The following is an 18,034-nucleotide window of genomic DNA, read 5'->3' as shown; positions in this document are numbered from 1 at the left end:
GGCATGCCGCCCCGGGCCCAAGGGCCCCTCAGTGGCGTTGTGCGCCGCGGCCCCGGCGGGTGACCTTGACCTGCCAACTGCCCTGGCGGTCATGGCCGGTTACCTCCACGGTGACGCCCTCGATGGTGACGTGCTGCCCGGGGAGAAAGGTCGCGTCGGTCAGGCCGGCGGTGACATTGGGGTCCTTGGTGTAGCAGCCCCGGCTGCCTGGGGTGGCGTCCAGGGTGCGGATGGGCCCGGCGCCGGAGGGGTGGTCGGTGGCCACGGTGGTGACCAGGATGCCGGGGCGGCAGACGGCGTGGTCCAGCGGGCCGGGCGCGCGGGCCTCCAGGGTGACGGCCCGGGTGGGGGAGAGCGGGACCACCACCAGCTTGGGGCCGCCCTTGACCGAGGTCGGGGTCAGGGTGAAGGTGCGGGTGCCGGCCAGGGTGGCGCAGTGCACCTGGCCCGGGGCCAGCCAGCCCAGCTTCCATTTGTGCCAGGCCAGGAAGTCATTGGACGGGCCCCAGTCCTCGTCCATCGGGTCCCAGTGGCCCACCGGGGTACGCAGCCGGCTGCCGGAGCCGGTGTAGTAGAGGTCGGGCAGGCCGAAGCTGTGCGCGTTCTCATGGGTGAGCACCCGGTAGGGGCTGTCACCGGTCTGCCGGCTCCAGATGAAGGAGACGTTCTTCAGCGGGGCGCCGTGCCGGGTGCGCAGCCCGGTGGGGGCGCCGGCGAAGGTGACCGAGCGGACGTCCTCGGTGGCCGGCGGCCCGGCGTCGGGGGCGGCCAGCACATTGACCAGGTCGTAGTGGCGCAGGTCGAGCTGTCCGTCCACCGCGGCCAGGATCTCCTTGGACAGCGCGTAGTACCCGGCATCGCCGCGCGCCTCGAAGGGAGTGCCGCGCTCTATCCCGTACGCGGAGTACGGGCGTGACATCCGGATCCAGCGCAGCAGCGGGGTGGAGCGGTAGTCCAGCCGGCCGTAGGAGCTGGCCCGGTAGTAGGCGGGTACGGCGGGGAAGAACTCGGCGTACCGCTGCTGCGGGGTGAGGCGGGCCGGGGCGTCCGGGAAGTCGATGAAGAGGGTCACGGCCCGCACCACCCCGCTGGAGCGGGCGAAGCCGCGCGGGGTCCTGGCTCCCTCGGAGACATTGTGGGTGGCCGTGCGCAGGGCGCAGGGACCGGAGGGCGGGCGGCCGGTGGGGTCCACCGCGGTGAAGGCCGCCGGAACGGTCCGGCAGGCCTCGGCGGGAGCCGGTGCGGTGAGGGCGAACAGGGTGGCCGCCATGACCGGGATGGCCAGCGATCTCATGGCCGTCACCTCCTGCAGCGCTCCCTTCACTGTGGGTTCTCGCGCGGGTGTTCGCCCACGGGGGTACGGCAAATGGGTGACGCGGATCACAGGCGGAACGGGAAATTTCCGGGGAGGGGCTCCCCGTTTGACAGTGCGTCCCACAAAAAACGGGGGGATGGTCCCCGTTTTTCGCGGCGACCGGCCGCGCAGTTCCCGCGGCCGTCCCGGAACTCACCCGCGGATCACCGATCTCACCCCGGACCCAGGAGGCCCTCTCGTGTCAGCCCCGCCGCAGCCGCGTCTTCGCGCGGATGCCCAGCGCAACCGCGAGCGGATCCTGGTGGCCGCCCGGGAGCTGCTGGTCGAGGAGGGACCGGAGTTCTCCTTCGACAAAATCGCTCGACGCGTCGGGGTGGGCAATGCCACGCTGTACCGGCACTTCGCGGACCGCCGCGAGCTGATCCACCATGTCGTCCTCTCCGTGGTATCCCGCATCGCCGACCGGGCGGAGAGGGCCAGAGCCGAGGAGCCCGATGCTTTCCGAGCACTGAGCCGCTTTGTGCACGCCGCCGCCGATGAACAGGTGGGCGCGCTGTGCCCGTTGCTGGACGGTGATGTGGACCGCCACCACCCGGAGCTGGAGGACGCCCGGCTGCGGATGGAGCGGGGCATCGAAGCGCTGCTGTCGGCGGCCCGTAACTCGGGTCAGCTGCGCCCCGATGTGGAGGTCGGCGACCTGATGATGGCGCTCTCCCAGCTCACCCGGCCGCTGCCGGGCCCGGGTTGTACGAACTTCGGCCAGTTCATCCACCGCCACCTGCAGATCTTCCTGGACGGTCTGCTGGCTCCGGCCCGCTCCCAACTGCCGGGGAGGGCCGCGACCTTCAGTGACTTCCGCGACAACTGATCGCCCCGCGAAGCCCGTTGTCAGACCCCTCTGCCATAGTCCGATCAGACCTTGAGACTTCCTTCCGCAAGCCCGCGACGCCAGTTAGGCCCTGCCATGCCAGACATCAACACCGCACCCGACCCCAGGCGCTGGAAAGCGCTGATCTTTATCGCCCTCGCCCAGCTGATGGTCGTCCTGGACGCCACCATCGTCAATATCGCGCTGCCGTCCGCCCAGAAGGCGCTGCACATCTCGGACGGCAACCGCCAGTGGGTGATCACCGCCTATGCCCTCGCCTTCGGTGGCCTGCTGCTCTTCGGTGGCCGAATATCCGATCTCTGGGGCCGTAAGAACGCCTTTGTCACGGGCCTGTTGGGCTTTGCCGCCGCCTCCGCCATCGGTGGCGCGGCGGTCAACGGACCAATGCTGATGGGTGCCCGCGCCCTGCAGGGCGTCTTCGGCGCGCTGCTCGCCCCCTCCGCGCTGTCGCTGCTGGCGGTGATGTTCACCGAGGCCAAGGAACGCGCCAAGGCCTTCGGTGTGTTCGGTGCCATCGCCGGTGCCGGTGGCGGCGTCGGCCTGATCCTCGGCGGGCTGTTCACCGAGTACCTCAACTGGCGCTGGACCTTCTTTGTCAACATCCCCTTCGCCATCGTGGCCGCGACCGGTGCGATAGCGACCATCAAGGAGCGGGCGGGCAGCCGCAACTCCGCCCGGCTGGATGTGCCCGGTGTGGTGCTGGCCACCCTGGGCCTGGTCTCGCTGGTGTACGGCTTCACCCGTGCCGAGTCCAACGGCTGGACGGCCGGCGGCACTATCGGCCTGTTCGCGGCGGCCGCAGTGCTGCTGAGTGCCTTTGTGGCCTTCGAGGCCCGGGTGAAGGCGCCGCTGCTGCCGCTGCGTGTGGTGGCCAACCGCAACCGCGCCGGTGTCTACGCCTCGCTGGGCCTGGCCTCCATCGCGATGTTCGGCCTGTTCCTGTTCCTGGTGTACTACCTGCAGGTGGTACGGGCCTACAGCCCGGTCAAGACCGGTCTGGCCTTCCTGCCGATGATCGCCATGATGATCACCGGTTCCACCCAGATCGGCGCCCGGCTGATGACCCGGGTGGCCCCGCGCTGGCTGATGGCCCCGGGCTTCCTGCTGGCGGCGGTCGGCATGCTGCTGCTCACCCGGATCGACCTGGACACCTCCTACACCACCGGCATCCTGCCCGGCCTGATGATCATGGGTGTGGGCATGGGTACGGCCTTTATGCCCGCCATGAGCATGGCCACCCATGGGGTGCAGGCGCGGGACGCCGGTGTCGCCTCCGCGATGGTCAACACCTCGCAGCAGGTCGGCGGCGCCATTGGCACCGCGCTGCTGAACACCATCGCGGCCAGCGCCACCACCGCGTACGCCAAGTCGCATCTGGCGCACGCCACTTCACCGAAGCTGCTGGGGTTCCAGTCCATGGTGCACGGCTACAAGGTGGCCATCTGGTGGGCGGGGGGCATCCTTACGCTGTCCGCGCTGCTCGCCCTGGTGCTCATCAATGTCGGCCATGACAATGGCTCTTCGGTCGCCGCCTCCGGTGAGGACGCGGACGCCGAGGACTTCGTTCCGGTGATGGCGCACTGACCGGTCCGTCGCCTTACCGACGCAGGGCCCCCGCCCGGACTGCTCCGTCCGGCGGGGGCCTTCGCCGTACCATCCGCATGGGGTCAACCCCGGCGTCAGCGCGGAGCGTCAATGCTCAGCGCAGCCAGGGCAGGTCCGCCCCGGTCGGCTGGAGGGCGGTGGCCAGCTTGCCGCAGATCTCGCCGAACTGCCTGGTCTCCTCGGGGGTGAGCAGGTCGAAGACGGCCGCCCGGACCGCGGCCACATGGCCCGGCGCCGACTCGCTCAGCATCCGGTAGCCCTCCTCGGTCAGTACCGCCAGCTGGCCACGCTTGTCCGAGGGGCAGTCCTCACGGCGCACCCAGCCGTTCTTCTCCAGCCGGGCGATGGCATGGGAGAGCCGGGACCGGGTGATCTTGGCGCTCCGGGCCAGTTCGGTCATCCGCATCCGGCGGCGCGGGGCCTCGGAGAGCTCCACCAGCAGGCCGTAGTAGAGGTGGGGCATGCCCGCGTCACGCTGCAGCTGACGGTCGAGGTGGTCCTCCAGCAGCGTCATGGCATGACGGAAGGCCCGCCAGGTGGCCTGCTCCTGCTCATTGAGCCAGCGGGCCGGCGGCTGGTCCGTCGCGGGTCGGTTGCTCATGACATCCACTGTTTCACGCATTGATCCGACCCTCCGCAATGCTTGAACTTTGAATATCCCAGCGTAATCTGAGGGTGGATGTTTTAGAGTTCAAGTATTAGAGGGAGGGTGTCATGCCGACCCCCGCCGGACGCATGCCCGTCCTCTATCTCTCGCATGGCGCCCCGCCGCTCGCCGATGACCCGCTGTGGCCGGGCCAGCTGGCCGCCTGGTCGGCCGGGCTGCCCCGGCCGCGCGCCGTGCTGATGGTCTCCGCGCACTGGGAGGAGGCCCCCCTGGCGCTGGGCGCCACCACCACCGTCCCGCTGGTCCATGACTTCTGGGGCTTCCCCGAGCGCTACTACCGGGTCCGCTACCCCGCCCCCGGCGCCCCCGCCCTGGCCGAGCGGCTGCGCAAGACGCTGCGCCGGGCCGGTACGCCCGTACAGGACCTGCCGGAGCGGGGGCTGGATCATGGCGCCTATGTGCCGCTGGGGGAGATGTATCCGCGGGCGGACGTCCCGGTGCTGCAGATGTCGCTGCCCACCCTCGACCCCCGGCGGCTGCTGGAGACCGGCCGCCGGCTGGCCCCGCTGCGCGAGGAGGGGGTGCTGATCGTCGGCAGCGGCTTCTTCACCCACAATCTGGCTGCCCTGCGTCATTCCGGCACCCCGGCCTGGTCCGCCGAGTTCGACCACTGGGGCCAGGAGGCGCTGGCGGCCGGGGACGTGGACGCGCTGCTGGACTTCTGGCAGAAGTCCCCCGCGGCCCGGCTGGCCCACCCGCGCACCGAGCACTTCGCCCCGCTGTTTGTCGCCCTGGGCGCCGCCGAGGACGAACTCGGCAGCCAGCGCAGTGTGATCGACGGCTTCTGGAGGGGGCTGGCCAAGCGCTCGGTGCAGTTCGGCTGACCGGGGTGCGCGTGATCAACTCCGCGCGGTCCAGGCCGGTTTCGCGACCAGCTCACAGGCCCGGTCCACCGCGGCCAGCGCGGTGGCGGCGTAGTGCGGGGCGGCCGCGGCCACATCCAGCGCGGTGTCGGCCAGCTTGATCACATGCTCGTCGCCATGGGCCGCGGCCCGCTCGAACGCCTCCTCGGCGGTGCCGGGTACGGCCGCCGGCACGGGCCGGGCATCGGTCGGTGCATAGGCGGCGGTCACCGTGGCGGCGGCCAGCCAGGCCGCCGTATAGGACGGCACCCACAGCTCGCGGGGGAGCGCGGGCAGCGTCCGCAGCACCGCGTTGGGCGCGGTGGCCGAGTGCACCAGCATCACCGGCTCGCCATGCGCCCCTTCCGCGTACCGCCGGACCGCCTCGCACACCAGCTCCGACAGCAGCTCCCGGGCATCCTCCGGCCCCCGGGCCGGCCGGGGCGCGCGCACCGCAGCGGGCCAGCCGGGGGTGTCCGGCAGCCGGCCGACCCGGCTGAGCAGCCCGCCCCGCCGGCTGGGTACGCGCGGGACCTCCGCCAGTGCGCGGGCCGGGCGGTGGGCGCCGGAGAGGGTGACGGGAGTGGCCGGCGGGAGGCTGCGGGCGGCCCAGTAGCCGAGCGCCTGCGCCAGTTCCGCGGTGCGCGGCGCGGAGTCACCGTCCGCCAGCAGGGTCCGTACCGCATGGCCGACCCGGATCGCCGGATGGGTGGCGCCGCCCAGGATGCCCGGCAGCAGCCGTGGCCACCACTGGGCGAGCACCTCCCGCCAGGGCCGTTGGTCCATCAGACGGCCGAAGTGGCCCGTCCAGTCGGCCAGATGGCGGGGCCGGCCGAGATACTCCCGCCAATTCTCCTCGTCCAGGCGGAGGTTGCCCGCGGCGGGCATCTCCTCCAGCTTGCTCCGGTAGCCGTCGATCCAGTGATGCACCTCGGCCGCCGTCCGGCCGTGACGCACCAACGCCTCCACCGCCATGGGCCCGTGGTTGCTGAGATAGCCCTCATGCTCGGGGCCGGTGGTGTGCAGGCGGGACAGGGCCTCGTCCAGGGTCGTGCTGCTCTCCGACTGGGTCATGCGAACACGCTAGGCGCGGCCCCGGCGGGGCGGATCGGTCCGGCGGCCCAGGCTCCCTAGGTCTTCGGTGCTCAGGCGCTCCCTGGGCACAGAGAACGTTTCAGTGCTCGTGCTCGTAGAAGACGTAGTACGAGACCAGGGCCATCCCGATCCCGAAGCCCAGCCCGATCCCGCTGGACCGCAGCCAGCTTCCGCCGGCCACGCTGTGCAGAAAGCCGATGGAGCCGCCCAGCAGCGCGCCGAAGGTGGCCGCCCGGACCTCGGCGGACATCGCGTTGCGCTCCCTTACCAGCAGATAGCCGACGCCGGCGGAGATCACCGCGGCGGCCAGGCCGAGCAGCCAGCCCGAGCCCTCGGAGAAGCCGTTGTCATGGGACAGAAAGACGGTGTACAGGCCGAGCACCACTCCGGCGATCACCGGGACCAGCCAGGCGGGCCGGCTGGTGTCCGGCACCGGGCCGGTTCTGGTGATACGGGCCGGCAGCCGGCGGTCCCTGGGCACCGGGCCGGGACCGGGGTGCGCGGTGTGGTGTCCGGGCAGGATGTGCGCGGGCATCGCGGCCTCCTCTCGGTACGGACGTACGGACTCCTCGATCTCCTTGATGTCGTCGGTGTCCTCGGTGCGGGCCCCTGTCCCCCCAGCGCACACCCGGCCGCCCGGACCGGGCAACTCGATCACCGAGGGGCGGCCGGGGCGGCGGGCAACCGGAGGGCGGCGGGGGGCGTCTTGAGGGGAGGATCCAGGCCGCCGACGGGCGTCCGTACCCGGCCTGACCTGGACTTCCCCCGGTTCCATCGGCCGCTGCCCCAATTGTGGCGGGGCAGGGTACTGCATGATCAGAAAAAAGAAGACGTTTCTTGGGAATTCTGTCCGGATTCCGGTCGTTCTTTCCTTCGGACGGGCCTCGCGGGGGACTCCTCGGCGAGTTCAACCGGGTCCCTTCCATCATCCCGCGACCCACTCATCGCAAGGGAGCACGCATGGCAACCCGTGCCGTCGCCCGTCGTCGGACCACCCCCACCGGCAGTGACGAGGCAGCAAGCAATGTGCGCGCCTCGGCCGGGGAGATCGCCGACCGCGACCTGGTCGGCATGTACCTCGACGAGATCGCGCGCACACCTCTGCTCGACGCCGCCAAGGAGGTCGAGCTGTCCCAGACCATCGAGGCCGGCGTCTACGCCCAGCAGATCCTCGACGGCCTGGAGAGCGGTGAGGCAGCCGGCGCCTCACGTGAGGAGCTGGAGGCGATAGCCGCCGAGGGCGCCCATGCCAAGGACATCTTCATCAAGTCCAACCTGCGCCTGGTGGTCGCCGTCGCCCGCCGCTACCCGCGCAGCGGCCTGCCGCTGCTGGACCTGATCCAGGAGGGCAACGCCGGCCTGGTCCGGGCGGTGGAGAAGTTCGACTACACCAAGGGCTTCAAGTTCTCCACGTATGCCACCTGGTGGATCCGTCAGGCCATCACCCGCTCCATCGCCGACCAGTCGCGCACCATCCGGCTCCCCGTCCACCTGGTGGAGGAGCTCGGCCGCATCCGCCGGGTGCAGCGCGAGTTCAACCGGGAGCACGGCCGTGACCCGGAGCACGAGGAGATCGCCGCCGAGCTGGGCACCAGCCCCGAGCGCGTCGGCGATGTCCTGGACTGGGCCCGTGACCCGGTGAGCCTCAATATGTCGGTGGACGACGAGGGCGAGACCCAGTTCGGCGATCTGCTGGAGGACACCTCCGCGATCTCCCCCGAGCAGGCCGTGGTCGCGCTGCTGCGCACCGAGGAGCTGGAGAGCCTGATCGGCCGCCTGGACGAGCGCACCGCGTCCATCATCAAGGCCCGCTATGGCATCGAGGACGGGCGTGAGCGCACCCTCACCGAGGTGGGCAAGCAGCATGGCCTCACCCGGGAGCGGATCCGGCAGATCGAGAAGCACGCTCTGCTGGAGCTGAAGAAGATGGCTCATGACACCGGTTTCGACGCGGCGGCCTAAAAGGGCATAACCTCATAGACCGGGCCTCGGCGCCACCCCCCCCCGCGCCGGGGCCCTTCTTCATGCTCAAGGTGCTCCGGCCGGGGCCGTCCCCGTACGGGCCGTGGCGCGGGAGATGCGGGCGCCCAGGTCCCGCAGATGAGCGACCAGTTCCGGGGGCTCGGTCACCTGGAACTCGCAGTCCAGCATCAGCAGCCGGAAGGCCGTCCACTCGATGGAGTCGGTGCTCACCGCGTCCAGCCGGCAGCTGTCCTCGTCGATGGGCCGCGGGGTGCCCAGATGGTTGGCCAGCCGGGCGGTGACAAAGGCCGCCGGGGCCCGTACCGTCGCCACCACCCGGTAGCCCGGCTGGTTGCGGGCCGTGGAACCGCGGACGAAGTCCGCCGCGTTCTCCGCCGGAAGCTCGCGGCGCTCGAAGCGGGCGCCGGTGGCGAAGGGCTCGCTCACCCGGTCCACCCGGAAGGTGCGCCAGTCCTCGCGGTCATTGTCGTAGGCCACCAGATACCAGCGCCGCCCGGTGCTGACCAGGCTGTGCGGCTCCACCAGCCGCTTGGTCCCGGTGCCGTCGCCCTTGCGGTAGGCAAACCGCAGCCGCTCCCGCCCGGTGGCGGCCGAGGCCATCACGGTCAGCGTGCGCGGATCGACGGTGGCCCCGTCGCCCCAGGTCAGCGGAACGGTGGCGGCCTGGAGTGAGGTCACCCGGTGGCGCAGCCGGGAGGGCAGCACCTGCTCCAGCTTGGCCAGCGCCCGTACCGACGCCTCTTCGATACCATCGACGGCATGGCCGGCCCCGGCCCGCAGCCCCACCGCGATGGCGACCGCCTCCTCGTCGTCCAGCACCAGGGGCGGCAGCGCCGCTCCGGCGGCCAGCCGGTACCCACCCACCGCTCCCATCGTTGCCTGTACGGGATAACCGAGGTCACGCAAGCGCTCGATGTCCCGTCGAATCGTGCGCGTGCTCACGGCGAGCCGCTCGGCGAGCTCGCTGCCCGGCCACTCGCGGGGGGTCTGGAGAAGCGACAGCAGATTCAGGAGTCGTACGGGTGTGTCCGTCATGACGCCAAGTCTGGCGGGTAACTAGGACGCGATCTGTCCTAGAGCGCTCCTAATGTGGGGACCGCCCCGAAGACCGAGCAAGAAGTGAAGCGAAAGGCAGTACCCCTGTGACCTCAGTGAGCACCTCCCCGCCGCCCGACCGCCGCCGGTGGATCGCGCTCGCGGTGGTGATGACCGCGTCCTTTATGGACCTGGTCGATGTGACGATCGTCAATATCGCCATGCCCAGCATCAAACGGGACATAGGCGCGTCCTTCAGCATCCTCCAGTGGATCACCGAGGGCTATGCGCTGGCCTTCGCCGCCGGTCTGATCACCGGTGGCCGCCTGGGCGACATCTTCGGACGCCGGCGGATGTTCCTGCTCGGCATGTCCGGCTTCACTCTCGCCTCGATGCTCTGCGGTGTCGCCGCCGACCCGCACTTCCTGGTGGCCGCCCGGGTGCTGCAGGGCGGGATGGCCGCCCTGATGGTCCCGCAGGTGCTGGCCATTGTGCACTCCACCTTCCCGGCCGAGGAGCGCGGCAAGGTCTTCGGGCTCTTCGGCATGGTCGTCGGGCTGGGCGCGGTCTCCGGCCCGATCCTGGGCGCCCTGCTCACCCAGTGGAACCTCTTCGGCCTGGAATGGCGCCCGATCTTCCTGGTCAACCTGCCGGTGGGCATCGCCGGTCTGCTGCTGGGCCGCCGCTATATCGCCGAGTCCAAGGCGCCGCGGGCGCTGAAGCTGGACCTCGTCGGGGTCGCCCTGGCCACCTCCGCCCTGCTGATGCTGCTCTACCCGCTCACCCAGGGCCGGGAGCTGGGCTGGCCGCTGTGGGGTTACCTCTGCACGGCGGGCAGCGCGGTGGTCTTCGCCCTCTTTGTCGCCTATGAGCGCCGCAAGGCCGCCAGGGACGGCTCCCCGCTGGTCGAGCTCTCGCTGTTCCGGGTCAAGAGCTTCGCGGCCGGTATCGCCCTGCAGACCGCCTTTGGCATCGCCTGCGGCATCTTCTTCCTGATCTGGACGCTGTATATGCAGATCGGGCTGGGCTGGAGCGCGCTGCACGCGGGGCTGACCGGCGTCCCGTTCTCGCTGGCGGTCTCGGCCGCCGCCGGAATGTCCGTCCAGAAGCTGGTGCCCCGCTTCGGCCGCAAGGTGCTCCAGGCCGGTGCGCTGACCATGATGTGCGGCGTCCTGCTCTACATCTGGGAGGCCAAGCACTTCGGTACGGGCATCACCTCCTGGGAGATGGCCCTGCCGCTGGTGGTCATGGGCACCGGAATGGGCCTGATCGTGGCCCCGCTGACCGACGCGGTGCTCTCCGAGGTGCCGCGCGAGCACTCCGGCTCGGCCTCCGGGCTGATCAACACCACCCAGCAGCTGGGCAATGCCATTGGGCTGGGCCTGGTCTCGGTGGTCTTCTTCGACGCGGTGGACCAGGGCGCGGTCGCCCATGGCCGGATCGGCCAGGCGTTCTCGGACGCCTACGCCCATGGCATGTGGTGGGTGACGGGCGTGCTGTGCCTGGTCCTGGCCCTGATGTTCGCCCTGCCCCGGAAGGCGTCGGCGCGGGCGGCCGCCGAGGCGGACACCGAGCCGGCCGATGAACTGCCGCTGGCCGCCTAGGAATTCTTCCGGGAACTCCTCCAGGAACTCCTCGCGAGTCCGGGTTCGAAGACAATCGGGAGCGGGATGTCGAGAACCGGCGTCCCGCTCCGACCCTTGGGTGACAGCGCGCCACCGGGGCGGGCGAGAACGAGGGGACACCCGAGATGAAGTACCTCGCGATGATCTACGGCAACCAGGCCAAGTGGGACGCCGTACCGGCCGAGGAGTGGCCGGCCATCATTGCCGAGCAGGAGGCGTATCTGGCCCGCTACCGGGAGACCGGGGAGCTGGTGGGCGCCTATGGGCTGGCGGACGCGGCCCAGGCCAAGCTGGTGCGCCGCGAGGGCGGGGAGCCGGTGGTCACCGACGGCCCGTACCTGGAGACCAAGGAGTACATGGCCAGCTTCTACCTCTTCGAGTGCGAGACCGAGGAGCGGGCGCTGCGGATCGTCTCCGAGATGCCCATCGCGGGGCAGGACCCGGTCGAGGTCTGGCCGGTTCCGCATGAGTCGCCGGAGCGGGGTTGTGACCGTGGCCGTCAGGCCGGATGAGCTGCTGCGCGAGCTGGCGCCCCAGGTGCTTGGGGCGCTGGTCCGCCGGTACGGCTCCTTCGATCTCTGTGAGGACGCCGTGCAGGAGGCGCTGCTGGCGGCGGCCCTGAAGTGGCCGCGGGAGGGCACCCCGGACACTCCCCGGGGCTGGCTGATCACGGTCGCCGCCCGCCGGCTGGTCGATCAGATACGGGCCGACCAGGCCCGCCGCAACCGCGAGGCGCGCCTCGCCCTGGCCACCCCGCAGTCCGAACTGCTGGCCTGGGCGGCCGACGCACGTCCGGCGGGGGACCGGGACGACTCCCTGGCCCTGCTGTTCCTCTGCTGTCACCCGGACCTCTCCGCGGCGGGCCGGATCGCGCTGACCCTGCGGGCGGTGGGCGGTCTGACCACCGCCCAGATCGCGGCGGCCTTTCTGGTGCCCGAGGCGACCATGGCCCAGCGGATCACCCGCGCCAAGCGGGTGGTCCGGCCGGGCTTCCCGGAGCCGGCGGACCCGGGGGAGTACCACCGGCGGCTGGGCGAGGTGCTGCACGTCCTCTACCTGATCTTCAACGAGGGCTATACCAGCACCTCTTCGCCGGAACTGACCACGCCCGCGCTGTCCACCGAGGCCATCCGGCTGACCCGGCTGCTGCACCGGCTGCTGCCCGATGACTGCGAAGTGGCGGGCCTGCTGGCCCTGATGCTGCTCACCGACGCCCGCCGCCCGGCCAGGGTCGGTCCCCATGGCGAACTGGTGCCGCTCCCCGACCAGGACCGTTCGCTCTGGGACCGCCAACTGATCGCGGACGGAACGGAGTTGCTCGCCCGGACGCTGCGCCGGGGTGCGGTCGGCCCGTACCAGTTGCAGGCCGCCATCGCCGCCGTGCATGACGAGGCGGCGAGCGCGGAGGCCACGGACTGGCGCCAAGTGCTGGCGCTCTACGGCCTGTTGGAGCAGGTCGCGCCGAGCGCGGTGGTCACCCTCAACCGGGCGGTCGCCCTCGCCATGGTGGACGGACCCGCGGCCGGGCTCGACCTGCTCACCGCCCTGGCCGCCGCCGATCCCCGGATGGCCCGCCACCACCGCCTGCCGGCCACTCGGGCCCACTTGCTGGAACTGCTCGGCGACCGGGCCGCGGCGGCGGAGGCATACGGGGAGGCCGCCCGGCGCACCGGCAGCGAGCCGGAGCGGCGCCATCTGCTGGCCCTTATGGAACGGGCATCCGGTGGGCCGCCGCAGTCATGAACCGTCCCGCATGTCCGGTGAGGAAGGTGCCCGCCGGGAGCTCGTCCGCCGGGAGCGCCCGCTCCAGAAGGCCGACCGCCTCGGCGGGATCCGCGATGCGTCGCGTGGGCGTCTGGGTGCCGATGAGATCGTCCATGGCGGACAGAGTGTCAGGGGGGTCTGACAAAGGCCCCGCTCACCCCCGCGACAGCCGCGCCTCCAGCCGCTCCTTCGCCGCCGGCCACTCATCTCGCAGCATCGCGAACTGCATGGTGTCCCGCCAGGTGCCGTCCGGGCGGCGGCGGTGGCGGCGGAAGGTGCCCTCATAGGTGGCGCCCAGGCGCAGGATGGCATTGCGGGAGCGCTCATTGCGGCGGTCGGCGCACCACTGGACGCGGCCCATGCCCAGGTCCTCGAAGGCATGGGTCATCAGCAGCAGCTTGGCCTCGGTGTTGACCGCCGTGCGCCAGACCGCGCGGCCGTAGAAGGTGCCGCCTATCTCCAGCGACTCGTCCCGCGCGCTGATGTTGGCATAGCAGGTCACGCCCACACAGCGGCCGGTGGCCAGCTGGATGACGGCGAAGGGGACGAGCTCCGGATTGTCCAGCCGGGCGCCGATGACGGCGTGCAGTTCGTCCTCGGTGCGGGGCATCAGGGCGGACACCCAGCGCCATACGTCCTCGTCACCGGCGACCGCCTGGAAGAGGTCCGGCACATGGGAATGGGCCAGCGGTTCCAGCCGGACATGGCGGCCGGGGAGGGTGGTGGAACGTACGGGCGGGACGGCTGTGGTGCTGATCATGGCTGAAAGATAGGGCGTTTCGTACTAGGTGACAATGGACTTTGAGCTAGTGCAAAGAGGCGGGGTCGCCGGGGAGCGCGCTCAGCATCCGTACCGCCCTGGTCCGGGCGGCGGCGACGGGGGGAACTATGGCAGGCGCGCGGGTGAAGAGCGGGCGCGGGGGTGGGCGCCGGAGTGGGTGCCATGCCGGAATTTGACGGGGCGGGCCGCAGATCCGCATCATTCCACTAATACGTTAGTGAAAGCAGGTGGAGATGATCGCGACTGCCCCGGCAGCCCTGACGGCCACCCGGCTCGGACGCAGATTCCGGGGCGGCTGGGCGCTGCGTGACTGCGATTTCACCGTCCCGGCGGGCCGGGTCACCGGGCTCGTCGGCCCCAATGGCGCGGGCAAGAGCACCCTGCTGCACCTGGCCACCGGGCTGCTCCAGCCGACCGGCGGAGAGCTGCTGGTGTACGGCGAGCGGCCGGGCACCGACGCCGCCCGGCGGCATATCGCCTTCCTCGCCCAGGTCGGCACCCTCTCCCCGGGGCAGTGCACCCGGATAGCGCTGGCGCTGGCCTTCGGCAAGTGGCCCCAACTCCTGCTGCTGGACGAGCCCTTGGCCGATCTCGATCCGCTGGTGCGGCACGAGATCATGGGCCTGGTGATGGCCGAGGTGGCCGAGCGCGGGGTGACCGTGGTGCTGTCCTCGCACATTCTCAGCGAGCTGGAGAGCGTCTGTGACCATGTACTGCTGCTGCGCGAGGGGCGGGTGCGGCTGGCGGGGGACGCACAGGAGCTGATCGACGGGCATCTGCGGATCACCGGCCGGGCCGAGGAGGCCACGGACGACGGGCTGCCGACGGGCCTGGACCGTACCGCCGTGGTGGCATCCGCGGTCACCGGACGCCAGGTCACCGCCCTGCTGCGGGTGGCGGAGCAGTGGACGCCGCCCGCGCGGATGGTCGCCGAACACCCCACGCTGGAGGAGCTGTTGCTGGCCCATTTGCGTGCGCCCGCCGGCCGTTTCCCTGACGACCGCTTCCCCGGCGGCCGTTGCCCCGATGGTGAGGCTGTGGCGTGAAGGGCACCTACTGGCTGGCCTGGCGCCAGCAGCGCGCCCTGATCCTGGCCGGTGGCATCGCGCTGCTGATCTGTGCGGCCTGGGTGGCCTGGCGGCGGTCGGAGATGATGGCGGTCATCCACGACCACCATCTGGTGATCTGCAAGGGCTGGGACGCCTCGGAGTGCCCCCGGACCGATACGGACCTCGCGGAACGGGTGCTGCGGGACAACACCGATGGCATCCGCGCCCTGGGCGCGCTCAGTGCCGCACTGCCCGTGATCATCGGCGTCTTCTGGGGAGCACCGCTGATCGGGCGGGAGCTGGAGAGCGGTACCGCCAAGCTGGCGCTCACCCAAGGGGTGGGCATACGGGCCTGGTTGGGCAGCCGGTTCGCGCTGGCGGCCGGGTCTACGGCGGCCGGTGCGGCGGTCCTGGCCGCGCTGGTGGCCTGGTGGTGGGCGCCCATCGCCAACATGCTGGACGGGCTCTACTGGCACGACGGCTTCCTGTTCAACGCCACCGGCCCGGCGGCGGTGGCCTGTGCGCTGTTCGGCCTGGCGGTGGGCACGGCGGCGGGGCTGCTGTTCCGGCGGACCATGGCGGCGATGGGGTGCACCCTGGCGGTGGTGGTGGGGATCCGGGTGCTGCTCAACTCCGTTCGCTCCGACTGGATTTCGCCCACCCGGCGGGTCACCCCCGGGATGACGCCCAGGACACCGGTGGGAAGTGCCTGGTCCACCGGGCAGTTCGGCTATCTGGACCGCTCGGGGCGGGAGTACCCCATCGACCGGTACTGCCAGTTTTCGGGGGCGGAGCTCAAGCGCTGCATGGCGGACCATGGCTTTGTCGCCCGCTATCACAAGGTCTATCCCAGCGGGGACTTCTGGGCCTTCCAGTACATCGAGACGGCGATCTACCTGGTGGCGGCGGTGGCGCTGGTGGTGGCGGTGTGCCTCGCCCTGCGGCGCCGGCTGGTCTGAGCGGGCGGCAGCCCCGGATCCGGGTGATCCGGGTGATCCGGATGGCTCAGAGCTCGTAGAGGTCCCGGTAGGAGGGGAAGACCCCGCCGGGGCCGTCAATGCTCTCCGCCGCCAGAACTCCCTTGACCACGGCCCGGGTCAGCACCTCCGCCCCCGCGGCCAGGATCTCGTTGACCGCGCCCAGGGCGTAGTCCACCCCCTCCGGCAGCCCCTCCTCGGCGGCCAGTGGGCGGGCGCCGGTGGCCAGGGCGAAGACGGTGTCGCCGTCGGTGAGCAGATGGACCGGGTGCACCGCGCGGGCCAGACCGTCATGCGCCGTACCGGCCAGCTTCTGCGCCTGGGCACGGGTGAGCGCGGCATCGGTGGCCACCACGGCCAGGGTGGTGTTCAGCGGCGGCCGGACCGAGGCGGCGAAGCGCCGGGCGGACTCCTCCCGGGCGGCGGCCAGGGTGCGCCGGGCGGCTTCATGGCGGCCGGCATCGGGGTAGGCGACCCGCTCACCGGAGTGAAGCCGGCCGTAGAGCACGCCGGTTCGCGGGTCGGCGACCGAGCCGGCCGCGTTGACGGCGGCCAGCGCGGCGACCGTCACCCCGGAGGGCAGCACCAGGCTGGCGGTGCCGATACCGCCTTTGAGCCCGCCCGCCACGGCACCGGTGCCGGCGCCCACATTGCCCATGGCGACCGGCGTCCCCGGCCCGGCGGCGGCCGCGGCCTCGGCCGCCCGGCGGCCCAGCGCGGCATCCGGCCGGGCCCGCCAGTCGCCGCCCCGCCCCAGGTCGAACAGGGCGGCGGCGGGCACCACCGGCACCACCTGGGTGGGGTCCGGGCCCACGCGTACTCCCCGCCCCGCCTCCTCCAGCCAGGCCATCACCCCCGCGGCGGCCTCCAGGCCGAAGGCGCTGCCGCCGGTGAGCACCAGCGCCTCGACGCGCTGCACCAGATTGCGGGGGTCCAGGGCATCGGTCTCCCGGGTGCCGGGGCCGCCGCCGCGGACGTCCACGGCGGCCGTGGCACCGCCCGGCTCGGTGAGCACCACGGTGGTGCCGGACAGGGCCCGTTCACCGGCCAGCCGGGCGTGGCCGACCCGCAGGCCGGGGATGTCGGTGAGGGCGTCAAGCGGTCCCGTGCGCGGGGAATCGGTCATGGCCTCATGCGTATCACGCTTCCGTACCGGCCTGTTGGGCGGACGCCGCCGCTCCGGCTCTGGCCGCCCTGGTGGTCAGCGTGACTCCGGTGGCCACGGTGCCGGTGGCCACCAGCCCGGCCAGCAGCACCGCCCAGCGGCCGCCGAAGGTGCAGGCCAGCACCAGCACCGCGGAGACCGGCAGCACCGACTGCTGGGCCAGGCCGCGCTTCTGGTGGCGGGAGTGCACCAGCCACACGGTGAACAGGAAGAGCGCGGCCGGGACGGTGACGGCCGCGGCGGCGGCGAGGGCGGAGATATGCGCCTTGCCGGTCGCCTCCTCCACGGCCACCTCGATCCCGGCGCCGATCACCGCCACCGAGGCAAAGACCGGATAGTGGCCATAACCCCAGAGAAACGCCTGGCGGTTGGAGGCCAGATGGAGATGGATGGGCACGGCGAAGTAGATCCAGTAGGCGGCGAAGATCAGCAGCAGGCCGCCGGCCGCGATGGGCAACAGGGTGCCCAGGCCGCCGTGTTGGTCCACCCCGGACTGCACGGCGACGGTCGCCGCCGAGACGGTCTCGCCCAGCACGATGATCAGGAACAGGCCGTACCGCTCGGCGATATGGTGCGGGTGCCAGCCGGTCTGGTACGGACGCTCGGCGATCACCGGAACGGTCAGCTCCAGCAGGGCCATCACCAGAAACAGCCAGGGCTTGGCGTGCTGCGGCAGCAACAGCAGCCCCAGCCAGCCCACTTGGCACAGGCTCACGCCCTGGGCGTAGCGCATGGCGGCACAGCGCTCGGCGCCGGCGGCCGAGTGGGCGGCCCGCAGCCACTGGGCGACCATGGCCAGCCGCATAACCAGATAGCCGAACCAGACGGCGCGGAAGTCCCCGGAGTCGAAGGCGCGCGGAATTCCGGCGGCAAGCACCAGGACGCCGGCGATCTGGATCAGGGTGGTGACCCGGAAGAGGACATCATCGGTGTCGTAGGCGGAGGAGAACCAGGTGAAGTTCATCCAGGCCCACCACACGGCGAAGAACATCATCAGGTAGCCGGGGATGCCATGGGACGGGTTGCCCTCGGCCAGGGCGTGCACCAGTTGGCGGCCCGCCTGGGCCACGGCCACCACAAAGCAGAGGTCGAAGAAGAGCTCCAGGGGGGTGGCGGTGCGGTGCTCCTCGTCCCGGCCGCGGGCGGTCATGCGGCGGACGACGCCGTATGAGCGGGTGGTGGGGGAGTGGTCGCTCATGCGGTGATTGTCGCTTTGGCGGTGGGGTGGCGCGCGGTGGGCCG

Annotated in this window: 18 protein-coding genes; 9 read left to right on the top strand and 9 right to left on the bottom strand. The window is 71.4% G+C overall.

Annotated elements, in window-relative coordinates:
• Positions 1-28: 28 nt before the first annotated feature.
• Positions 29-1,294 (bottom strand): M6 family metalloprotease domain-containing protein, encoded by a 1,266-nt coding sequence (locus CV755_RS20045; protein WP_109281567.1) that lies wholly within the window; start codon positions 1,292-1,294, stop codon positions 29-31.
• Between the two features lie 259 nt (positions 1,295-1,553).
• Between CV755_RS20045 and CV755_RS20040 the strand changes: the two genes are divergently transcribed.
• Together CV755_RS20040 and CV755_RS20035 are read left to right on the top strand one after the other, a co-directional pair.
• Complete coding sequence (locus CV755_RS20040; protein WP_241561305.1) at positions 1,554-2,183, top strand: TetR/AcrR family transcriptional regulator; 630 nt, start codon at positions 1,554-1,556, stop codon at positions 2,181-2,183.
• Positions 2,184-2,279: 96 nt separating this feature from the next.
• The gene (locus tag CV755_RS20035) at positions 2,280-3,788 is read left to right on the top strand and encodes an MFS transporter (protein ID WP_109281565.1); all 1,509 of its coding nucleotides are present in this window, start codon (positions 2,280-2,282) and stop codon (positions 3,786-3,788) included.
• Between the two features lie 115 nt (positions 3,789-3,903).
• Here the strand turns inward: CV755_RS20035 and CV755_RS20030 are convergent, their stop codons facing one another.
• Positions 3,904-4,410, bottom strand: a complete 507-nt coding sequence (locus CV755_RS20030) for a MarR family winged helix-turn-helix transcriptional regulator (RefSeq protein WP_109281564.1) — start codon at positions 4,408-4,410, stop codon at positions 3,904-3,906.
• A 113-nt stretch (positions 4,411-4,523) separates the two neighbouring features.
• Between CV755_RS20030 and CV755_RS20025 the strand changes: the two genes are divergently transcribed.
• A complete protein-coding gene (locus tag CV755_RS20025) occupies positions 4,524-5,300 on the top strand; it encodes a dioxygenase family protein (protein ID WP_109281563.1) in 777 nt (258 codons plus the stop codon).
• Positions 5,301-5,315: 15 nt separating this feature from the next.
• On the opposite strand, the gene CV755_RS20020 is transcribed toward CV755_RS20025, so the two are convergent.
• Together CV755_RS20020 and CV755_RS20015 are read right to left on the bottom strand one after the other, a co-directional pair.
• Complete coding sequence (locus CV755_RS20020) at positions 5,316-6,392, bottom strand: questin oxidase family protein (RefSeq protein WP_109281562.1); 1,077 nt, start codon at positions 6,390-6,392, stop codon at positions 5,316-5,318.
• A gap of 100 nt (positions 6,393-6,492) precedes the next feature.
• Positions 6,493-7,062, bottom strand: a complete 570-nt coding sequence (locus tag CV755_RS20015; protein ID WP_153068713.1) for a hypothetical protein — start codon at positions 7,060-7,062, stop codon at positions 6,493-6,495.
• A gap of 311 nt (positions 7,063-7,373) precedes the next feature.
• Here CV755_RS20015 and CV755_RS20010 point away from each other — a divergent pair, with 311 nt between their 5' ends.
• Positions 7,374-8,375 carry a sigma-70 family RNA polymerase sigma factor gene (locus CV755_RS20010; RefSeq protein ID WP_109281560.1) on the top strand — a complete coding sequence of 334 codons (1,002 nt, stop codon included), beginning with the start codon at positions 7,374-7,376 and terminating at the stop codon, positions 8,373-8,375.
• 66 nt (positions 8,376-8,441) lie between these two features.
• Here CV755_RS20010 and CV755_RS20005 read toward each other — a convergent pair whose 3' ends face one another.
• Complete coding sequence (locus CV755_RS20005) at positions 8,442-9,431, bottom strand: helix-turn-helix transcriptional regulator (RefSeq protein ID WP_109281559.1); 990 nt, start codon at positions 9,429-9,431, stop codon at positions 8,442-8,444.
• 170 nt (positions 9,432-9,601) lie between these two features.
• Here CV755_RS20005 and CV755_RS20000 point away from each other — a divergent pair, with 170 nt between their 5' ends.
• The 3 genes from CV755_RS20000 (at position 9,602) to CV755_RS19990 (ending at position 12,799) form a co-directional block, all read left to right on the top strand.
• Entirely contained in the window at positions 9,602-11,035 is a 1,434-nt protein-coding gene (locus CV755_RS20000) for an MFS transporter (protein WP_109281992.1), read from the top strand.
• Positions 11,036-11,181: 146 nt separating this feature from the next.
• Positions 11,182-11,568: a YciI family protein gene (locus CV755_RS19995; RefSeq protein WP_109281558.1), complete on the top strand. Its 387-nt coding sequence runs from the start codon at positions 11,182-11,184 to the stop codon at positions 11,566-11,568.
• Positions 11,522-12,799 (top strand): RNA polymerase sigma factor, encoded by a 1,278-nt coding sequence (locus CV755_RS19990; protein ID WP_109281557.1) that lies wholly within the window; start codon positions 11,522-11,524, stop codon positions 12,797-12,799. Before CV755_RS19995 ends, CV755_RS19990 begins: the two co-directional genes overlap by 47 nt.
• Here the strand turns inward: CV755_RS19990 and CV755_RS36245 are convergent.
• On the bottom strand, positions 12,762-12,935 hold the full coding sequence (locus CV755_RS36245) for a hypothetical protein (protein WP_241561304.1): 174 nt from the start codon (positions 12,933-12,935) through the stop codon (positions 12,762-12,764). The genes CV755_RS19990 and CV755_RS36245 overlap by 38 nt on opposite strands.
• A 39-nt stretch (positions 12,936-12,974) precedes the next feature.
• A complete protein-coding gene (locus CV755_RS19980) occupies positions 12,975-13,580 on the bottom strand; it encodes a GNAT family N-acetyltransferase (protein WP_109281556.1) in 606 nt (201 codons plus the stop codon).
• Between the two features lie 254 nt (positions 13,581-13,834).
• Here CV755_RS19980 and CV755_RS19975 point away from each other — a divergent pair, with 254 nt between their 5' ends.
• A complete protein-coding gene (locus tag CV755_RS19975; RefSeq protein WP_153068712.1) occupies positions 13,835-14,647 on the top strand; it encodes an ATP-binding cassette domain-containing protein in 813 nt (270 codons plus the stop codon).
• Positions 14,644-15,609, top strand: coding sequence for a transporter (locus CV755_RS34720; protein ID WP_161968722.1), 966 nt, complete (start codon positions 14,644-14,646; stop codon positions 15,607-15,609). Before CV755_RS19975 ends, CV755_RS34720 begins: the two co-directional genes overlap by 4 nt.
• A 46-nt stretch (positions 15,610-15,655) precedes the next feature.
• Here the strand turns inward: CV755_RS34720 and CV755_RS19965 are convergent, their stop codons facing one another.
• Entirely contained in the window at positions 15,656-16,753 is a 1,098-nt protein-coding gene (locus CV755_RS19965) for a P1 family peptidase (protein ID WP_109281554.1), read from the bottom strand.
• 13 nt (positions 16,754-16,766) lie between these two features.
• Entirely contained in the window at positions 16,767-17,990 is a 1,224-nt protein-coding gene (locus tag CV755_RS19960; protein ID WP_109281553.1) for a low temperature requirement protein A, read from the bottom strand.
• Positions 17,991-18,034 lie beyond the last annotated feature (44 nt).

The sequence above is a fragment of the Streptomyces orinoci genome (assembly GCF_003121295.1).
GTDB classification, from domain to species: Bacteria; Actinomycetota; Actinomycetes; order Streptomycetales; family Streptomycetaceae; genus Streptomyces; species Streptomyces orinoci.
This window is presented reverse-complemented; position numbering and strand designations above follow the sequence as displayed.

Coding starts and splice junctions, on each gene's coding strand:
- CV755_RS20020 (WP_109281562.1), bottom strand. CDS start 6,392: ATGACCCAGTCGGAGAGCAGCACGACCCTGGACGAGGCCCTGTCCCGC.
- CV755_RS19960 (WP_109281553.1), bottom strand. CDS start 17,990: ATGAGCGACCACTCCCCCACCACCCGCTCATACGGCGTCGTCCGCCGC.
- CV755_RS19980 (WP_109281556.1), bottom strand. CDS start 13,580: ATGATCAGCACCACAGCCGTCCCGCCCGTACGTTCCACCACCCTCCCC.
- CV755_RS20030 (WP_109281564.1), bottom strand. CDS start 4,410: ATGAGCAACCGACCCGCGACGGACCAGCCGCCGGCCCGCTGGCTCAAT.
- CV755_RS20005 (WP_109281559.1), bottom strand. CDS start 9,431: ATGACGGACACACCCGTACGACTCCTGAATCTGCTGTCGCTTCTCCAG.
- CV755_RS19990 (WP_109281557.1), top strand. CDS start 11,522: ATGAGTCGCCGGAGCGGGGTTGTGACCGTGGCCGTCAGGCCGGATGAG.
- CV755_RS19965 (WP_109281554.1), bottom strand. CDS start 16,753: ATGACCGATTCCCCGCGCACGGGACCGCTTGACGCCCTCACCGACATC.
- CV755_RS20045 (WP_109281567.1), bottom strand. CDS start 1,294: ATGAGATCGCTGGCCATCCCGGTCATGGCGGCCACCCTGTTCGCCCTC.
- CV755_RS20035 (WP_109281565.1), top strand. CDS start 2,280: ATGCCAGACATCAACACCGCACCCGACCCCAGGCGCTGGAAAGCGCTG.
- CV755_RS20000 (WP_109281992.1), top strand. CDS start 9,602: ATGACCGCGTCCTTTATGGACCTGGTCGATGTGACGATCGTCAATATC.
- CV755_RS19995 (WP_109281558.1), top strand. CDS start 11,182: ATGAAGTACCTCGCGATGATCTACGGCAACCAGGCCAAGTGGGACGCC.
- CV755_RS36245 (WP_241561304.1), bottom strand. CDS start 12,935: ATGGACGATCTCATCGGCACCCAGACGCCCACGCGACGCATCGCGGAT.
- CV755_RS20010 (WP_109281560.1), top strand. CDS start 7,374: ATGGCAACCCGTGCCGTCGCCCGTCGTCGGACCACCCCCACCGGCAGT.
- CV755_RS20025 (WP_109281563.1), top strand. CDS start 4,524: ATGCCGACCCCCGCCGGACGCATGCCCGTCCTCTATCTCTCGCATGGC.
- CV755_RS19975 (WP_153068712.1), top strand. CDS start 13,835: ATGATCGCGACTGCCCCGGCAGCCCTGACGGCCACCCGGCTCGGACGC.